This is a genomic window from Clostridium sp. HMP27 (genome assembly GCF_000765165.1).
Lineage (GTDB): Bacteria > Bacillota > Clostridia > Clostridiales > Clostridiaceae > Clostridium_AK.
In genome coordinates, this window is sequence record NZ_JMFY01000014.1 from 46,649 (window position 1) to 62,658 (window position 16,010).

A 16,010-nucleotide genomic window follows, 5' to 3' on the forward strand; every position below is an offset into this window, starting at 1 on the left:
TGGAAGGATGAAAATTATGATTAGAAGCATGACGGGATTTGGAAGGGCAACCTTTGAGGATGACAGTAGAAGTTTTACTGTAGAAATTAAAAGCATAAATCATAGATATTGTGACATAAATCTAAAAATGCCTAAAAGTTTAATTTCTATAGAAGATAAGATAAGGTCTACTATACAAAAGAAAATAAGTAGAGGTAAAGTAGATGTATTTATAAATCTTACTACATATGATAAGAAAGATATAAGAACTGTTTTTAATGAAACTTTGGCAGACAGTTATGTGGAGTGTCTTCGCAGCATAAAAAACAGATATGATATAAAAGATGATATATCACTTTCTTTAGTTGCAAAATTTCCTGAAGTAGTTACAATTCAGCAGCAAGAAGAGGACATAGAGAAACTCTGGAAAAGCTTATCAGGTCCGCTTAATGAAGCTATTGATATGTTGCTTAAAATGCGACAAATAGAAGGAAATAAGTTACAAGAAAATATAATAGAAAAATGTAATAATATAAAAAATATATTAGATAATATAGAAGAAAGAGCTCCTTTGGTTCCTATAACATATAAGCAAAAGCTTCAAGATAGGTTAAAAGAACTTTTAGAAGACTATAATATAGATGAAAACAGAATTGCTATGGAAGTAGCTATTCTTGCAGATAGAGCATGCATAGATGAAGAAATAGTTAGACTTAATAGTCATATAATTCAAATGCAAGAAACACTTAAGTTAGACGAATCTATTGGAAGAAAGTTAGATTTTATAATACAAGAGATGAATAGAGAAACCAACACAATTGCTTCAAAAGCTAATGATTTAAATATATCTAATTTAGCTATTTCAATAAAAAACGAAATTGAAAAAATAAGAGAACAAATACAAAATATAGAGTAAGTACTGGAGGCAAGTAATGGGTATTAAACTAATAAACATAGGATTTGGAAATATTGTTTCAGCTAATAGGTTAGTGGCTATAGTAAGTCCTGAATCAGCTCCAATTAAGAGAATAATTCAAGAGGCAAGGGATAGAGGAATGCTTATAGATGCTACTTATGGAAGAAGAACTAGAGCAGTTATTATTACAGATAGTGATCATGTAATTTTATCAGCGGTTCAGCCAGAAACAGTGGCACATAGATTATCTTCTAAAGAAGAGGTTGAAGATACAGAAGAGGTTGACAGCTAATGAAGGAAAAAGGACTTTTAATAGTAATCTCAGGCCCTTCAGGTACAGGTAAAGGAACAGTATGCAAAGCTTTATTAGATAAAAATGATTTTTGGATATCTGTTTCTGCAACTACTCGTTCCCCTAGAGTGGGAGAGATAGATGGTAAAAGTTATTATTTTCTTGCAAAAGAGGAATTTGTATCTAAAATTAGCAACGATGATTTCCTAGAATACGCAGAGGTTTATGGAAACTTCTATGGAACACCTAAATCCAAAGTTCTAGAAATGATAGAACAAGGAAGAGATGTTATTTTAGAAATAGATATTCAGGGAGCATTAAAGGTTAAGGATAATTATCCAGAGGGAGTATTTATATTTATATTACCACCTTCTATGGAGGAATTAAAAAATAGAATTACTAAAAGAGGTACAGAAACACCTGAATCCCTTATGACTAGGTTTAAGTCTGCTTATAAGGAGATAAACTATGTTTCTAAATATAATTATGCAGTAGTCAATGATAATGTAGAAGATGCAGTTAGGAAAATTGAATCTATAGTATCTGCAGAAAGATGCAGAGTAGATAGAATGAAAGAGACAATATTTGATTGTAAGGAGGGATTGATGCATGAACAACTCTATGATTAATCCATCAATAGTGGATTTATTAGAAAAAGTTGATAACAGATATTCTTTAGTAGTAGTAGTTTCAAAAAGAGCAAGACAGCTTATAGATGGTGATGCACCACTTATAAATACTGATTTAACAAAACCAGTAACTGTAGCTATAAATGAAATAGAGGCAACAGCTATTACTTATGAAACTGTTAAGGAAGGTATAAAGTAAAAATGGAGAGAAAAACTGTAGTTATAGGTGTTACAGGAGGAGTAGCTGTATATAAGGCTTTAGATGTAATCAGCAGATTAAGAAAAAAGAACATAGATGTTCACGTAATTATGACTGAATCTGCAGGTGAATTTGTAAATCCTTTAAGCTTCCAGAGTTTAAGCCAAAACATGGTTGTAACTAATATGTTTGATGAGCCTAAACATTGGGAAATACAGCATATATCTCTTGCTAAAAAAGCTGATTTAATGCTTATAGTACCAGCTACTGCAAATATAATAGGAAAGGTAGCAAATGGAATAGCAGATGATATGCTTTCCACTACTATTATGGCGACTCACGCTCCAGTAGTATTTGCACCTGCAATGAATACAAATATGTATTTAAATCCAATAGTTCAAAATAATATTCAAAAACTTAAAGATTATGGATATAAGTTTATAGAACCTGAAAGTGGAAGGCTTGCTTGTGGAGATGTGGGAGCTGGAAAGCTTGCTGATACAGAACTTATTGCAGATAAGGTAATAAGTATGCTTTATCCAATAAAAGATATGGCAGGAAAAAAGGTATTAGTTACAGCAGGACCTACATGGTCTTTAATAGATCCTGTTAGATTTATAACAAATAGATCTTCAGGAAAAATGGGTTATGCTATAGCGGAGGAAGCTAGAGATAGAGGAGCTGAAGTTACATTGGTGTCAGGTCCTACATCGTTAAAGGCTCCCTTTGGAATAAATACTATAAATATAACAACTAATGAAGAAATGTTAAACGAGGTTTTAGAACACTTTAGCTCTCAAGACATAGTTATAAAAGCTGCTGCTGTAGCAGATTATAAGCCAGTAGAGTACTCACAAAATAAAATTAAAAAGGCCTCTGATGAACTTGTTTTAAATTTTGCAAAAGATACAGACATATTGAAAAAATTAGGGGAAATAAAACAAAATCAAGTGTTAGTAGGATTTGCAGCAGAAAGCAATGATTTAATAAGTAATGCAGAATCTAAGCTGAAAAAGAAAAATTTAGATTACATAGTTGCTAATGATATAACCTCATCAGATACAGGATTTCAATCTAGTGAAAATAGAGTAACTATACTTACTAGAGAAGGAAAAAAACTTTCATTAGAAAAAATGAGTAAAAGAGAAGTAGCACAGAAATTATTTGATATTATCAATAATAAAAACAAAGAAGTATAAGTTGTTAAGATAAAAGGGGCGTTACTTTGCAAAATGGAATTGTAAAGATAGCCTCTTTTATTTACTAAAATATTTGCTAAAGGGTGATTAAGTGGATAAATATGCTGGTGTAATTATAAATAGTACATCCATTCAATTGGATAAAGTATTTACATATAAAATACCTGATAATTTAATAGAAAAGGCTGTAGTAGGCTCTAGGGTATATGTGCCCTTTGGATTAGGTAACAAAAAAATAGATGGGTTTATAATGGAAATCTATAAGGAAATTGAGGATATAAAAAATATCAAAGAAATAGTAAAAGTTGATACTTCTTTTCCTTTACTTACACCAGAATATCTTACACTTATAAAAAATATGAGGGAAAAATATTTATCTACTCATATGGAAGTGATAAGAGCACTATTTCCATCAGCATTATTTAAAGGGATGAAAAATAAGAAGGAAAACTTAATTTATACTTCAGATAGCCTAAATGAAAAATTTAGTAAGGAACCTTATATTTCAATATATAAAGTAGTAAGTGAAAATAATGGATTATATACTAAAAGTGCTCTAAGTAATAAATTTAATATTTCATTGTCTTCCGTTAATACAATGCTTAAACACAATTTTTTAACCCAAGAAGAGAATATAATAAATAGATATAATTCAAGACAATATGAACTTTATGAAAAGAAAGCCTTAAATAATGACCAAAAGTCTGCTTTAAATAAAATAATTTATTCTGTAAATAAGTTGTTTTTAATTCATGGTGTAACAGGCAGCGGTAAAACAGAAATATATATGAATTTAGTTGAAGAAATGATAAACAAGGGGAAGGAATCTATAATATTAGTTCCGGAAATTTCTCTTACGCCTCAAATGGTTGAAAGATTTAAGGGGAGATTTGGAAAGGATATTACAGTATTTCATAGTAAGCTTTCCGAAGGCGAAAGATATGATGAATGGCTTCGAGTTAAAGACGGAAAAGTAAAGGTTGCAATAGGTGCTAGATCGGCTATATTTTTGCCATTTAAAAACTTAGGTCTTATTGTAATAGATGAGGAACATGAAAATAGCTACAAATCTGATAGCAATCCTAAGTATCATGCTAGGGAAATTGGAGAAATGTTAAGTGATATATATGGCTGCAAACTAGTTTTAGGTTCCGCCACTCCATCCATAGAAACATATTATAGAGCTATTAATAATAAGTTAGAACTAATTACAATTAAGAAAAGAGCAGACGGGGCTTTATTACCTGATACTCATGTAGTGGATATGAGAGAAGAACTTGTTAAAAATAATAAAAGTATGTTTAGTAGTAGTCTTTTCGAAGGTATAAAGGACAGACTTGAAAAAAATGAACAAATAATATTATTTTTAAATAGAAGAGGATTTTCAACTTTTGTATCTTGTAGAAAATGTGGATATGTCTTTAGATGCAGTAATTGTGATATTTCACTTACATATCATAATAACAGCAATAATTTAAGCTGCCATTACTGCGGTAAAACTGAGAAGGTTCCACAAATATGCCCTGAATGTGGGAGCAAGTATGTAAAATACTTTGGAGTTGGAACGGAAAAAGTTGAAGAAGAAGTGAAGAAATATTTTCCGGCTGCCAGGGTGTTAAGAATGGACTTTGATACAACTCGTCGCAAAAATTCTTATGAAAATATATATAACTTTTTTAAAGAACAAAAGGCTGATGTGTTGGTTGGAACTCAAATGATTGCTAAGGGATTAGATTTTAAAAATGTAACACTTGTAGGGGTTATTGCAGCGGATTTATCTTTAAACATCCCTGATTTTCATTCTTCAGAAAGAACATTTCAGCTTATAACACAGGTAGCTGGGAGAGCAGGAAGAGGAAAGAAAAAGGGAGAAGTTATAGTTCAAACTTATAATCCAGATAGCTATAGTATTCAGTGTGCTGCAGAAAACAGCTACGAGGAGTTTTTTGAACAGGAGCTTTCACTTAGAAGACTTATGAATTATCCGCCATTTTCAGAGTTAATGCTTATAAATATGAGTAGTCCCAATGAGGATCTATTGATTAAAAACATACAAAATGTGGCGGTTAATTTAAAATCACTATTACAAAATACAAATAAAGTAGAGATATTAGGACCATGTCCTTCAGAAATTTCTAAAATAAAAAATAATTATAGGTGGCAAATTATAATAAAAGGCGAATTAAATCAAAATATAAAAAAAGAAATAAAAAATAGTATATATGATTCAGTAAAAGAAAGTTATAATAATATAAGAATAAGCATAGATGTAAATCCACTAAGCTTAATATAAATATATGGAGGTAATTTTATTATGGCATTAAGAAGTATAAGAAAAATTGGAGACGAATTATTAAGAAAGAAAAGTAAAAAAATAGAGCAGATAGATGATAGAATTCAAATACTTTTAGACGATATGTTAGAAACTATGTATGAAAGTAATGGAGTAGGTCTTGCAGCTCCACAGGTAGGCATTCTTAAAAGAGTTGTAGTAATAGATATAGGAGAAGGACCAGTATTTTTAATAAATCCTGAAATAATAAAATCTGAAGGATCCTACATAGATGAAGAAGGATGTTTAAGCATACCTGGAGAACAGGGACCAGTGGAAAGACCATATAAAGTAACGGTTAAAGCTTTAGATAGAAACGGTAAAGAAATTGTTGTAGAAGGTGAAGAACTAATGGCAAGAGCACTATGTCATGAAATAGACCATTTAGATGGAATACTATATGTTGATAAGATTATAAAGGAAGATGGAAGGTAAGTATTATGAATATAGTATTTATGGGTACCCCAGAATTTGCGGTACCAGCTTTAAAAAGACTTATAGATGAATTTAATATAAATGCAGTTTTCACTCAACCAGATAGGCCTAAAGGAAGAGGGAAAAAGCTTGCTATGTCCCCAGTTAAGGAAGTAGCTTTAGAAAATAATATAAAAGTATATCAACCAGAAAACTTAAAAAAAGATGAAGAATGTATCAAAGCGTTAAAAGAACTTTCTCCAGATTTTATAATAGTTGTAGCCTATGGACAAATTTTATCAAAGGAAGTTTTAGAAATCCCTAAATATGGATGCATAAATTTACATGCTTCGCTTTTACCTAAATATAGGGGGGCAGCTCCTATTAATTGGGCAATTGTAAATGGAGAAAGCGAAAGCGGGAATACAACAATGTTTATGGATATAGGCCTTGACACAGGTGATATGCTTCTAAAAAGCAAAGTACAGATAACAAATAATATGACTGCTGGTGAGCTTCATGATTTGTTAATGATAGATGGGTCTGATCTTTTAGTAAAAACTATTATAGGAATAGTTAATGGGGAAATATCAAGAGTTGAGCAAATTGAAGAGGATTCTTGCTACGCTCCTATGCTAAATAAAGAATTAGCTGAAATAAACTGGGAGAAAGATAGCAAAGAAATCAATAATTTGATAAGAGGTTTAAATCCTTGGCCTATAGCGTATACTTATTATAAAGATGAAAGAATGAAAATACTTGAAGCAGAGTTAACAAACGAAGATAGTAATAAAGAGTGCGGAACTATTATTGATGTAGATAAAAGTGGTATAAAAGTATCTACAGGAAATAAAGTTTTACTAATAAAGAAAGTACAATTTCCTTCAGGAAAGCCTTTATATGTACAAGAATACATTAAAGGACACACTATAGAAAAAGGAGTACGTTTAAAATAGAGGAGGGCTATACCATATGTTTTATTTTGATAGTAGTATGATAATTTTAATTCCTGCTATTATAATATCAGGATGGGCCCAGTTAAAAATAAATTCAACGTTTCAAAGATATTCTGCCGTAAGAAGTGTAAATGGGTATACAGGATCACAAGTAGCAAGAAAATTGCTGGATAGCCAAGGGTTATTTGATGTTCCGGTGCAGGTTGTAGGAGGGAAATTAACAGATCATTATGATCCGGTGCACAGGGTTATGAGGCTTTCGGAAGAAGTGTATTATGGAACTTCTGTAGCATCTATTGGAGTAGCAGCTCATGAAACCGGGCATGCATTTCAACATCAAGAAAGATATTCTCCTTTGATTATCAGAAACTCCATAGTACCTATTGTAAACTTTAGCTCAAATGCTTCATGGGTTATATTTTTACTGGGTTTTGTTTTAGGACTTCCAGGACTTCTAAATATAGGAATACTATTGTTTTCGGCAGTAGTTATATTTCAGCTTATAACTCTTCCTGTAGAATTTAACGCATCTAATAGAGCGTTAAAAATGATTGAAAATACAGGGATTCTTTATAAAGATGAGGTCGCAGGAGCAAAAAAGGTTTTAAGCGCAGCAGCAATGACATATGTGGCGGCTACCCTTATGTCTGTAGCACAACTTTTAAGGCTTATAGTTTTAAGTAATAGCAGAAGAGATGACTAGTGAAAGATAAGTTTTCCGGAAAGTATGAGTTCTGGAAAACTATTTCGCTTTATAAAGAGTAATTTTAATGAATTGAGGTATAAATATGAATGATGTTAGAGAAATAGCTTTAGATACGTTAAATGAAGTTTTTTACAAGGATGCATATTCAAATATTATATTAAACTATAAATTAAATGCTTCTAAACTAGAAGAAAGAGATAAAGCATTAGTAACTGAAATAGTATATGGTACCATAAAGTACAAATATACTATAGATAAAATATTAGATAACTTCCTAAAAAGTGGTACAAATAAGTTGGATAAGCAAATAGTTAATATACTAAGAATAGGAGTTTATCAAATAAAGTATTTAGATAGAATACCGGATTTTGCGGCTGTAAATGAATGTGTAGAACTTGCCAAGAAAAGGTGCTTTAAATTCTCTAAATTAGTAAATGGAGTTTTAAGAAATTTCATACGTAATAAGGATTTAAAAATAGAATTTAAAAATGATATAAAAAGATTAAGTTTTCAATATTCATTTCCAGAATGGATGGTGGAATTATTCGTAAAGCAATATGATAAAGAAATTGCTGAACGTATATTAATAGGCTTAAATTCAGTTCCATCAAATACTGTTAGAGTTAATAATTTAAAAACTAACTATGATGAGGTTTGGCAAAATCTTGAGAGTAACGAATATAACATACAAGAGGGAAAAGTTTGCCCAGAAGCTATACAAATAATAAAGGGAAGAAGTATAGAAAAAAATCCGTTTTTTAAAGAAGGATATATTACAGTGCAGGATGAAAGTGCAATGCTTGTAGCTCCAAGTATGGAACTAGAAGATGATATGGTGGTATTTGATCTTTGTAGTGCACCAGGAGGAAAAACAACTCATATAGCTGAAATAATGAATAATACAGGATCAATCTATGCTTTTGATATACATCCAAATAAATTGACTTTAATTAAGCAAAACATTGAAAGGCTTGGTGTGACCAGTATAAATTTAGATGCAATGGATGCTTCTGTATTTAATAAAGAACTTTCAAATAAAGCAGATAGAGTACTTATAGATGTTCCTTGCTCAGGACTTGGAATAATAAGAAAAAAACCTGAAATAAAGTGGAATAAAACAAATAAAGATTTGAAAAGTTTAATTCCTATACAAAGAGATATAATGGAAAATGCTGCCCAATATGTAAAACCAGGAGGAATAATTCTTTATTCAACATGTACTTTAAATAAAGAAGAAAATGAAAAAAACATAAAGTGGTTTTTAGAAAATTTTAAGGAATTTAAAATAGAACCTCTATTTTATGGTAATATTGATAATATAATCTATAATGAAGTGGGAACTGTAACCATTTTGCCTGATGATAATATGGACGGATTTTTCATAGCTAAATTAAGGAAACAAGGATAGGTGTTTTTATGATAAATATGCTAGATTTTTCTTTAGAAGAGCTTAAAACATGGATGAGAGAAAACGGAGAAAAGGATTTTAGAGCAAAACAAGTTTTTGATTGGGTATATAAAAAGACGTTTGATTTTGACAATATGAATAATATTCCTAAAAACACTATAACTAAATTGAAAAATAATTTTTATTTTAGTTTACCTAAAGTAGTAAAAATGTTAAAATCAAAAAATGAAGATACTTATAAATTTTTATTTGAATATGCGGACAACAATGTTATTGAGACCGTAGTTATGAAATATAATCATGGTAATTCTATATGTGTTTCCACTCAAGTAGGATGTAAGATGGGTTGTAAATTTTGTGCATCTACATTAGATGGCGTAATTAGAAATTTAACATCAGGAGAAATACTAGGGCAGATATTAAGAGCTGAAGAGGCTACAGGGGAGAGAATATCCAATATTGTAATGATGGGAAGCGGAGAGCCTTTAGATAATTATGATAATGTTTTAAAGTTTATACATATAGTGAATTCTTCCTATAGTTTAAACATAGGGCAAAGACACATAACCCTATCAACCTGTGGGATTGTACCTAAGGTAATTGATCTAGCAAATGAAGAGTTACAAATAACTTTGGCTATATCACTTCATGCTCCAAGTGATGATATAAGAAAAAATATGATGCCTGTAGCATATAAGTATAGTATAGAAGAGCTTTTAAAAGCTTGTGAATTTTATATAAAAAAGACAAATAGAAGAATCACATTTGAATATGCATTAGTTAGTGGTGTAAATGATAGTGACAATCATGCAGAAGAATTAAGCCGAAAACTTAAGGGTATGTTGTGTCATGTAAATTTAATACCTGTAAATGAAGTAAAGGAAAGTGGTTTTGAAAGGTCTACAAATGAAAATATAAAAAGATTTAGTAATATATTAATTAAAAATGGTATAGAAGCTACAGTAAGAAGAGAAATGGGATCTGATATAAATGCAGCATGCGGACAACTAAGAAGAAGCTATACCAATAAAAACTAAAGTTTAAATTGAAGAGGTGGAGTTGTATGGTGGGTATACTGTCAGACGTAGGAAACGTAAGAGAAATCAATGAAGATTCCGTCGGTTATTATAAAGCTAAAGATAGATCTATATACGTTATTGCCGATGGCATGGGGGGACACAGCGCAGGAGAAGTAGCTAGTAAAGTAGCAGTTGATCTTACTATTGATTATATTAAAGGGTTAAGTAATATTACAGATTTAAAGAGAGAAATTACTATAGCAGTTCAAAAATCTAATGAGGAAATATTTAATTTATCAAGATGCAGAAAAAACCTTTCTGGGATGGGTACTACCATAACCGCATGTTTAATCAGTGAAGGTAAAGCTATTGTTGCCAATATAGGTGATAGTAGTTGCTATATTATAGATAAGAATAACAAAATAAAAAAGATTACAAAAGATCATTCATTGGTACAGCAGCTAGTTGATAATGGAACTATAACTGAAGAACAGGCTAAAAAGCATCCAAACAAAAATATTATTACAAGGGCACTTGGAACTAACAAACAAATAGAAGTGGATGCGTTTGATTTAAATCTTAAAGAAATTAGAAATATAATATTATGTACGGATGGATTGACAAATGACGTTGCTCCTGAAGAGATTTGTGAAATAGTGCTTAATCATACCCAAGAAGATTCATGTAGATTGCTTATAGAATGTAGTAAACAAAGAGGCGGTAGAGATAACATTTCAGTTATAGTTTTTGAAGGAGAGTGTAAAGATGGTAGGAACTTTACTAGGGAATAGATATGAGCTGCTAGAAAAAATAGGTGAAGGGGGCATGGCTGAAGTTTATAAAGCTAAATGTCATTTACTTAATAGATTTGTAGCAGTAAAAATATTAAAGGATGAGTTATTAAAGGATTCTCAATTTGTAGATAAATTCAAAAGAGAAGCTACTGCAGCAGCAAGTCTTTCAGATAATAATATAGTAAATATTTACGATGTAGGTTCTCAAAATAATATACATTATATAGTTATGGAATATGTAAGGGGAAAGACACTAAAAGAATTTATAAGAGAAAAAGGCAAATTAAATGAAGAAGAAGCAATAAATGTAGCTATACAAATAGCTAAAGCTCTTGAATGTGCTCATAGAAACAATATAATACATAGAGATATTAAGCCTCATAATATATTGGTAACTGAAGAAGGCTTAGTAAAAGTTACTGATTTTGGTATAGCAAAGGCTACTAATTCTGTGACTATTACAAATACTAGTAAAGTTATGGGATCTGCACATTACTTTTCGCCTGAGCAAGCAAAGGGAAGTTATGTAGATGCAAGAACTGATATATATTCACTTGGTATAGTGATTTATGAAATGATAACAGGGAAAGTACCTTATGATGCTGATAGCCCTGTTTCGGTAGCTTTGAAGCATATACAGGAACAAGCGATTCCGCCTAAAAATATAGTTCCTAATATATCTGAAAGCATTAATAATATGATTCTAAAATCTATAGAAAAAGAACCTATTAAGAGATATCAAAGTATTAAGGAAATGTTACAGGATCTAAGAAAAGTAAAAAACAAAGAAAAAATTAATGTAACCTTTTTTGATATGGATGAAGATAGAACTAGAGTTATGGAAGCTATAAAAGTAGATCCATTGAATCATAATAAATCTGCAAATGATGTTCTTGTAGATGAAGATGATGATGATTATGAAGGGAAAAATAAAATAAATAAGAAAAAAAGAGGAATGATAATAGCTATTACAGCTATAATACTTGTTTTAATTACTGCATTTGCTTCAGGATATGTGATATTTAATAACTATATTTCTCAGGGAGAAAAGAAAACCCAGGATGTTATAGTACCTAAAATAGAAGGATTAAGCAAAGATCAAGCTAAAAATATTATAGAAGGTAAAAACTTGGTATTTACAGTGATTGGTACAGAAAAAAATGATAAACCTGAAGGCACTGTTCTAAGAAGTTATCCAACGGAAGGGACTTCTGTCAAGACAAATTCAGAAGTAAGAGTTACATTAAGTGCAGGCAAAGATAAGCCAAGGGTCCCTGATTTAAAAGAAATAGATTTACAATTGGCTAAAGACATTTTAAGTAGATATAATTTGCAATTAGGTAATGTTCAATATGCATATGATGATACTATTCCTAAGAATTGTATTATAAGTCAAAGTCCATCTCGTGATGAAAAAGTAGATGAAAATACAAAGGTGGATGTAGTGGTAAGTAAAGGCGTTGAAATTAAATATTCAACTGTTCCAAGCTTAAATGGAAAAACAATAGAGCAAGCAAAGATATTACTTGCTAATTCTAATTTAAAATTAGGGAATACAAACACTCAAGCAACTGGGGATGAGACTTTACAAGGAAAGATTTTTGATCAAAGTATAGAACCTGGAGTTCAAGTAAAAGAGGGAACCACATTAAATGTAACCTATTATGTATTTGATCCGAAACTTGTGACAAATCCAGACGAAGATAAGGAAAATGGAAATGAAGATGATAAGACTGATGGAAATAACGATCAGTCACAAGATAACCAAGCAGGAAATAATCAAACCACAACCCAAGAAAATAAACCAAAGGGAATTATAATTCAATAAACAATTGAATATAGATGATTTTAAAGGAGGATTTATGCAGGGAATTATAATAAAAGGCATAGGCGGATTTTATTATGTAAAGAGTGAAGATAAAATTATTGAATGCAAGGCTAGGGGAAAGTTTCGACACAACGAACTTTCTCCAATGGTAGGGGATGAAGTAGAGATAAAAGAGAAAAATGGGAAAGGTGTTATTGAAGACATATATGAAAGGAAAAATATGCTAATAAGACCTTCTGTTGCAAATGTTACTCAAGCACTAGTTGTATTTGCAATAAAGAATCCTGACATTAATGAGGACTTACTAAATAGATTTTTAATGCTATGTGAATTTAATAAGCTTGATATAATAGTATGCTTTAATAAAACAGACTTGACAGATTGTATACATGAAAATGAAGTTGTGAATATGGTTAAAAGTGCGGGATATAAGGTGGTGTTTTTAAAGGCTAAAGAAGGAGAAGGCATAGAAGAACTAAGAGACTATTTAGACGGCAACGTTACAGTGCTATGCGGACCTTCTGGTGTAGGTAAATCAACTATAATAAATACATTGGCAGGAAAAACCCTAATGGAGACAGGTAATATAAGTGAAAAATTAAAAAGAGGTAAACATACTACAAGACACAGTGAACTTTTACAAATAGGTAAAGGCTTTATAGTAGATACTCCTGGATTTTCTTCATTAGATACAAGTTTTATTAATAAAGAAGATGTACAGGATTGTTTTCCGGAATTTAATGATTATTTAGGAGGATGTAAATTTAATAGTTGTCTTCATTATAAGGAGCCTAGTTGTGCTATAAAAAAGGAAGTTGAGAATGGAAATATAAATTCTAAAAGATATGATTTTTACGTAAAAATTATTGAAGAAGTTTCACAGAAGAAATCTTACAAAGGAGGAGATGGAAGATGATAAACATAGCTCCATCAATATTATCAGCTGATTTTTCAAAGTTAGGGGAAGAGGTAAAGAACATTGAAGCTCATGGAGCGGATATAGTACATATAGATGTAATGGATGGTATGTTTGTGCCAAATATTACTTTTGGAATGCCAATAATTAAAAGCATAAGAAATGTTACAAAAATGCCTTTTGATGTTCATTTGATGATCGAAAAACCTGACAGGTACATAGAGGATTTCGTAAAGGCTGGAGCAGATATAATAACAGTCCATTATGAAGCTGATAAGCATATAGATAGAACTATAAATTACATAAAAAGCTTTGGAGTTAAAGCTGCAGTAGCATTAAATCCAGGGACGCCTGTATCTAACATAAAGGACCTGATACCAGAACTAGATATGGTTTTAATAATGAGTGTTAATCCTGGTTTTGGAGGACAAAAATATATTAAGTATGCTTCAAACAAGATAAGAGAAGTAAAAGAGTTGAAAGATAAATTTAATCCTAACCTTTTAATTGAGGTGGATGGAGGAGTAGATGTATCCAATATACGGGAAGTAGTTGAAAGTGGGGCAAATGTAATAGTTGCTGGATCTGCGGTATTTAAAAATAATGATGTAGAGGGGAATATAAAAAATCTTAGAGAGGCTTTAAAATGAAAGCAGTAATAATTGCTGGAGGGCAAATGCCTTCTAGGGATATAGTAAAAGAAGAAGTAAAAGATGCTGAGTACATAATATGTGCAGATAGGGGAGCAGAAGCTGCATATAAGTATGGAATAGAGCCTAATGACATAATTGGAGATTTTGATTCCATAGATAAATCTATATTGCAAAGCTTTAAGGATAGAAATGTATCTATAATAAAGTTTCCTGTAGAAAAGGATGATACAGATACATCTATTGCAGTAGAAGAAGTATTGAAAAGAAAAGCAGATGAAGTAGTATTACTTGGTGCTACTGGAACTAGAATGGATCATGTATTAGGGAATGTAGGTTTATTAGTAAAATTTTTAGAACACAATGTAAAATGTTATATAAGAGATAATAACAATATAATTTTATTAACAGATAAAAATATAACATTAAAATATAGAGGATATAAATATTTTTCTCTTTTAAGCTATGGCGAAACAGTTAAGGGATTAACTATTCAAGGTGGGAAATATCCTTTAAATAATTATGAGCTGAAACTCGGAGATCCTTTAGCCGTATCTAATGAGTTTTTATTAGATGAAGTTGTAAATGTAAAATTTAAAAATGGACTACTTTTAATAGTTGAAAGTAGAGATTGATTTTAGAACTTTGCTTATTTTAAAATAAGCAAAGTTTTTTGTGCCATTAACGGTACTTTATTCATATACTATATTATAAGCAATTATGATAAAGGAAATACTATGTCTAAAGGCTGGAATAAAGCAAAAAAGAAAGCAGGACTCATAATAGGATCTGTAGGAATTGGTATAGTACTTACCTTTTTAGTACCTATATGGGGATGGATACTGATAGCAGGGGCAGGATTTATATATGTAGGTTGGTATCTAATTGAAAATCATGATGATTAAGGGGGATTATATGAGGATAGTTGCAATCAAGCTCCCAAAGATTATATCTAATATAGTTAAATGTATACTTAGAAAAAAATAAAAAATGCAATTGGTTAACAATTGCATTTTTTATATTATATAGCACGCTGTACTTTACCAGAACGTAGGCATCTTGTGCAAACATGTATAGTCTTAGGTGTTCCTTTAACTATAGCTTTAACTTTTTTTATGTTTGGAGCCCAAGTTCTTTTTGATTGACGATGAGAGTGGCTGTACTGAACTCCAGCTACAACTCCTTTTCCGCATACTTCACATTTTCTTGACATTAAAAACACCTCCTTTATAAATTGAGAAAAGTAAAATCTTCTCAATTTAAGCCTATATCATTTTATCATAAGTCATGTAATTTTTGCAAGTATAATATAAATTATAATACGAAAATTATTATAATAATTTATATTTCCTTGAATAAATCCGTTATTTAATATAAAATATTTTATAAAGCGGTTATTTATAAGGAGGATTATTATGATTGGAAATATTTCTAATGAATATGGATATATTAATTACTCTGAAGAAATCTTAGGAAATATTGTAGGAGTTTCTACAATGGAATGTTATGGAGTAGTTGGAATGGCTTCTAAAAATGCAAAGGACGGATTATGGGAGCTTTTAAAAAAAGGAGAAAACCTTAGCAAAGGTGTAAAAATTAGTATGAAGGAAAATAAACTAGTTGTAGAGTTATATATAATAGTGGGATATGGAACTAAAATTTCTGTAATTGCAAATAATATAATTCAAAAGGTAAAATATAATGTAGAAAATTATACAGGTTTAAAAGTATCTAGTATAACAGTGAATGTGCAGGGTGTCAGAGTTTAAGGAG

General features: G+C 30.5%; 19 protein-coding genes. 18 read left to right on the top strand and 1 reads right to left on the bottom strand.

Annotated elements, in window-relative coordinates:
- The first annotated feature begins 16 nt into the window (after positions 1-16).
- The 17 genes from DP68_RS06185 (at position 17) to DP68_RS19450 (ending at position 15,142) form a co-directional block, all read left to right on the top strand.
- Complete coding sequence (locus tag DP68_RS06185) at positions 17-895, top strand: YicC/YloC family endoribonuclease (protein ID WP_035307526.1); 879 nt, start codon at positions 17-19, stop codon at positions 893-895.
- Between the two features lie 16 nt (positions 896-911).
- Positions 912-1,187, top strand: a complete 276-nt coding sequence (remA, locus tag DP68_RS06190; protein WP_035307528.1) for an extracellular matrix/biofilm regulator RemA — start codon at positions 912-914, stop codon at positions 1,185-1,187.
- Positions 1,187-1,816, top strand: a complete 630-nt coding sequence (gene gmk, locus DP68_RS06195; protein WP_035307530.1) for a guanylate kinase — start codon at positions 1,187-1,189, stop codon at positions 1,814-1,816. Before remA ends, gmk begins: the two co-directional genes overlap by 1 nt.
- Positions 1,797-2,015, top strand: coding sequence for a DNA-directed RNA polymerase subunit omega (gene rpoZ / locus DP68_RS06200; protein WP_035307533.1), 219 nt, complete (start codon positions 1,797-1,799; stop codon positions 2,013-2,015). Before gmk ends, rpoZ begins: the two co-directional genes overlap by 20 nt.
- 2 nt (positions 2,016-2,017) lie before the next feature.
- Positions 2,018-3,214 carry a bifunctional phosphopantothenoylcysteine decarboxylase/phosphopantothenate--cysteine ligase CoaBC gene (gene coaBC / locus DP68_RS06205; protein WP_035307535.1) on the top strand — a complete coding sequence of 399 codons (1,197 nt, stop codon included), beginning with the start codon at positions 2,018-2,020 and terminating at the stop codon, positions 3,212-3,214.
- 91 nt (positions 3,215-3,305) lie between these two features.
- Positions 3,306-5,507: a primosomal protein N' gene (priA, locus tag DP68_RS06210; RefSeq protein WP_035307537.1), complete on the top strand. Its 2,202-nt coding sequence runs from the start codon at positions 3,306-3,308 to the stop codon at positions 5,505-5,507.
- A 21-nt stretch (positions 5,508-5,528) separates the two neighbouring features.
- Complete coding sequence (gene def / locus DP68_RS06215; RefSeq protein ID WP_035307538.1) at positions 5,529-5,981, top strand: peptide deformylase; 453 nt, start codon at positions 5,529-5,531, stop codon at positions 5,979-5,981.
- A gap of 5 nt (positions 5,982-5,986) precedes the next feature.
- A complete protein-coding gene (fmt, locus tag DP68_RS06220; RefSeq protein WP_035307539.1) occupies positions 5,987-6,916 on the top strand; it encodes a methionyl-tRNA formyltransferase in 930 nt (309 codons plus the stop codon).
- 16 nt (positions 6,917-6,932) lie between these two features.
- Complete coding sequence (locus DP68_RS06225) at positions 6,933-7,619, top strand: zinc metallopeptidase (RefSeq protein ID WP_035307541.1); 687 nt, start codon at positions 6,933-6,935, stop codon at positions 7,617-7,619.
- A gap of 85 nt (positions 7,620-7,704) precedes the next feature.
- Positions 7,705-9,030 carry a 16S rRNA (cytosine(967)-C(5))-methyltransferase RsmB gene (gene rsmB, locus DP68_RS06230; RefSeq protein ID WP_035307543.1) on the top strand — a complete coding sequence of 442 codons (1,326 nt, stop codon included), beginning with the start codon at positions 7,705-7,707 and terminating at the stop codon, positions 9,028-9,030.
- Positions 9,031-9,038: 8 nt separating this feature from the next.
- Positions 9,039-10,067, top strand: a complete 1,029-nt coding sequence (gene rlmN, locus DP68_RS06235; protein ID WP_035307545.1) for a 23S rRNA (adenine(2503)-C(2))-methyltransferase RlmN — start codon at positions 9,039-9,041, stop codon at positions 10,065-10,067.
- 26 nt (positions 10,068-10,093) lie between these two features.
- Positions 10,094-10,840, top strand: coding sequence for a Stp1/IreP family PP2C-type Ser/Thr phosphatase (locus DP68_RS06240; RefSeq protein WP_035307548.1), 747 nt, complete (start codon positions 10,094-10,096; stop codon positions 10,838-10,840).
- Positions 10,815-12,671, top strand: coding sequence for a Stk1 family PASTA domain-containing Ser/Thr kinase (gene pknB, locus DP68_RS06245; RefSeq protein WP_035307550.1), 1,857 nt, complete (start codon positions 10,815-10,817; stop codon positions 12,669-12,671). Before DP68_RS06240 ends, pknB begins: the two co-directional genes overlap by 26 nt.
- Before the next feature lie 34 nt (positions 12,672-12,705).
- Positions 12,706-13,587, top strand: a complete 882-nt coding sequence (gene rsgA / locus DP68_RS06250; RefSeq protein WP_035307552.1) for a ribosome small subunit-dependent GTPase A — start codon at positions 12,706-12,708, stop codon at positions 13,585-13,587.
- Positions 13,584-14,237 carry a ribulose-phosphate 3-epimerase gene (rpe, locus tag DP68_RS06255; protein ID WP_035307555.1) on the top strand — a complete coding sequence of 218 codons (654 nt, stop codon included), beginning with the start codon at positions 13,584-13,586 and terminating at the stop codon, positions 14,235-14,237. Before rsgA ends, rpe begins: the two co-directional genes overlap by 4 nt.
- The gene (locus tag DP68_RS06260; protein WP_035307557.1) at positions 14,234-14,872 is read left to right on the top strand and encodes a thiamine diphosphokinase; all 639 of its coding nucleotides are present in this window, start codon (positions 14,234-14,236) and stop codon (positions 14,870-14,872) included. Before rpe ends, DP68_RS06260 begins: the two co-directional genes overlap by 4 nt.
- A 102-nt stretch (positions 14,873-14,974) precedes the next feature.
- The gene (locus tag DP68_RS19450) at positions 14,975-15,142 is read left to right on the top strand and encodes a hypothetical protein (protein WP_186430212.1); all 168 of its coding nucleotides are present in this window, start codon (positions 14,975-14,977) and stop codon (positions 15,140-15,142) included.
- 116 nt (positions 15,143-15,258) lie between these two features.
- Here the strand turns inward: DP68_RS19450 and rpmB are convergent, their stop codons facing one another.
- Complete coding sequence (gene rpmB / locus DP68_RS06265) at positions 15,259-15,450, bottom strand: 50S ribosomal protein L28 (RefSeq protein WP_035307559.1); 192 nt, start codon at positions 15,448-15,450, stop codon at positions 15,259-15,261.
- A gap of 202 nt (positions 15,451-15,652) precedes the next feature.
- Between rpmB and DP68_RS06270 the strand changes: the two genes are divergently transcribed.
- Positions 15,653-16,006, top strand: coding sequence for an Asp23/Gls24 family envelope stress response protein (locus DP68_RS06270; protein ID WP_035307561.1), 354 nt, complete (start codon positions 15,653-15,655; stop codon positions 16,004-16,006).
- Positions 16,007-16,010: the final 4 nt, after the last annotated feature.